Genomic DNA, 2,606 nt, shown 5'->3' on the forward strand with positions numbered 1-2,606 from the left:
ACGGCGCAGGACGTGGCGTCGATGGCGTGGTCGCAGGTCAAGTTCCGGGTCTCCGGCAAGGAGAACGCCGACGACGTGGCCGCGGGCCGAGACAAGGCGCTGAGCTTCGTCAAGGGCCACACCGTCGCCGAGCTGACCGCGTTGAGCGAGGAGGTCGTGGACACCTCGATGCTCGACCGCGTCTGGCCGGGCACGCGCTCGCTGGTGCAGATGCACCTCGACGCCGGCCAGCAGGTGTGGCTGGTCACCGCCACGCCGGTCATGCTCGCGCGGGTGATCGCGTCGCGGCTCGGGCTCTCGGGTGCGCTCGGCACCGTGGCCGAGGAGGAGGACGGGGTGTACACCGGCCGGCTGGTGGGCGACATCCTGCACGGGCCCGGCAAGGCGCACGCCATCTCCAACCTCGCCGAGGCCGAGGGTTTCGATCTGTCCAAGTGCTACGCGTACTCGGACAGCTTCAACGACATGCCGATGCTCACGATGGTCGGCAACCCGGTCGCGATCAACCCGGACGGGCGGCTGCGCAAGTACGCCTCGGAGAACGGCTGGGACATCAAGGACTTCCGCACGGTGCGCAAGGCCGCCAAGCAGGCGGTCCCGGGCGTGCTCGCGGTGGGCGGGCTCGCCGGAGCCCGGGCGGCCGTGAAGTCCTCGTACGGCGCGCGGACGATCGGCCAGATCCGACGGATGTTCTGAGACGACTCGCGGCCGGGCCCCGAGCGGCCCGGGCGGATCAGCCGAAGAAGACGCTCCCACGGCGAGCGAGGTTCCGGAACAGGGTGTTCTGGATGGTCTCGCGGACCTGGTCGGTGATCTCGAAGACGATCATCGGGTCGTCGCCGGCGTCCGGGCCGAGGTGGGAGGTCTCGATGGGCTCGCCGAACTCGATGGTCCACTTGGTGGGCAGCGGGATGCCGCCCAGGCCGCCGAGCAGGGGGAACGTCGGCGTGATGGGCAGGTACGGGACACCCAGCAGCCGCGCCAGCGGGGAGAACTCGCCGATCTTGGGGTAGATCTCCTCCGAGCCCACCACCGAGCACGGGATGATCGGCGCGCCGGCGTCCAGCGCGGTGGACACGAACCCACCGCGGCCGAAGCGTTGCAGCCGGTAGCGGTCCGAGAACGGCTTGCCCAGTCCCTTGTAGCCCTCGGGCCACACCGCCACCACGTGTCCGCTCTCGAGCAGGCGTTCGGCGTCGGCAGCGCAGGCCAGCGTCGCCCCGGCCCGTCGCGCCAGCGGTGCGGAGACCGGCAGCGTCATCGCCAGGTCGGCGGCCAGCAGCCGCAGGGCGCGGCCCGAGTGGTCGTGGACGGCCACCGTGGTCATCATCGCGTCCAACGGCAGGACCCCGGCGTGGTTGGAGACGATCAGCCCGGCGCCCTCGGCGGGGATGTTCTCGGCGCCGATCACCTCGACCCGGAACCAGTGCTCGAACAGCGGTCGCCACATCGGCAGCCACACGGTGCTGTGGAAGTGCTCGTCGAAGCCGAACTCGTCGACCTCGTAACCACCGGTCACGCGCGTGGCGATCAGCTCGCCGACACCGTTGATGGCGTCGACGAGCCCCGACAGCGCGCTGACGTCGCCGGTCGCGAGCATCACGTCGACACCCCGCGCGACCTCACGGACGGGACCCAGCGTCTCGGCGTCGACGGGCAGCGCCTCCATCACCTGGCCGAGAGTGTCGCGCACCGAGGTGAGGAACCGGTCGACGATCCGTCCGATCTCGGTGGCGGCGGCGTCGCTGTGGCTGGTGGCGCCGAGGAAGCCCTCGCCCACGATGCGGTCGCTCCGCGAGTCGCGGCGGCCCTCCCCCCAGCGAGGCCCACCGAGTGGCTGGCTCAGGTCGAATTCGGGGCCCCTCACAGCGCCTCCTCCTTGCTCGGATCGGGCTCGTTCGGATCGGGCTCGTTCGGATCGGGCAACGCGCCGATCGCCTCGAGCTCGCACAGCGTGGTGTCCACTCCCGCGCGCAGCCGGTCGGCCACCGGCGCGGGGAGCATGGCGGCGATCTTGGCGGTCTTGCGCTCGAGCGTGGCGCGGGTGATGAGCGGTTCGGTGCCGGAGTCGACCAGGTAGGCGTGCAGTGCCTCCTCGGTGGAGTACCGGGGCGTGAAGCCGAACTCCTCGCGCATGCGCGTGGTGTCCACGGCGCGCCCGAAGCGCAGGTACCGAAGCTGCGAGGCCCCGACGTCGCGCAGGCCCTGACTGGACAGCAGCCGCACGGCCAGCTTGAACGTCTGCGGCGGCACCGGCAGCGGGACGTGCCCGGCCCGCCGGATGGCCTGGGTGAGCGTGAGGATCCCCTCGCCGGCGATGTTGAACGTCCCCGGCGCGGCGCCCATCGTGGCGTGCAGGAGGGCGTCGAGCGCGTCCTGGGGGTGCAGCAACTGGATGCGGGGGTCGTAGCCCGCCAGCACCGGGGAGATCGACGGCGCCAGCAGCTCCCCGAACACCGTGGGTTCGGGCAGTCCGAGGATCGCGGGGATCCGCAGGATCGTCACCTCGATGTCCGGCCGTTTGCGGGACATCCCGCGCACGTAACCCTCGACCGACAGGTGGTCCAGGGGGATGCCGCCGCTCGGTTGGCGGCGGGCCGCCATGT

Annotated in this window: 2 protein-coding genes and 1 pseudogene; 1 reads left to right on the forward strand and 2 read right to left on the reverse strand. The window is 71.4% G+C overall.

Translation table 11 applies throughout. The features are described 5' to 3' along the window. The coding region (locus G6022_RS12105) for an HAD-IB family hydrolase (protein WP_182691638.1) at positions 1 to 696 on the forward strand (696 nt) is incomplete at its 5' end. Between the two features lie 37 nt (positions 697 to 733). On the opposite strand, the gene G6022_RS12110 is transcribed toward G6022_RS12105, so the two are convergent. Next, on the reverse strand, positions 734 to 1,867 hold the full coding sequence (locus G6022_RS12110; RefSeq protein ID WP_179523386.1) for a lysophospholipid acyltransferase family protein: 1,134 nt from the start codon (positions 1,865 to 1,867) through the stop codon (positions 734 to 736). Continuing rightward, positions 1,864 to 2,606, reverse strand: a pseudogene (locus tag G6022_RS12115) (nucleoside-diphosphate sugar epimerase); the annotation flags it as partial. The pseudogene G6022_RS12115 and the gene G6022_RS12110, both read right to left, overlap by 4 nt.

The organism is Dietzia sp. Cai40 (assembly GCF_014145165.1).
In the GTDB taxonomy this organism is placed as follows: domain Bacteria; phylum Actinomycetota; class Actinomycetes; order Mycobacteriales; family Mycobacteriaceae; genus Dietzia; species Dietzia natronolimnaea.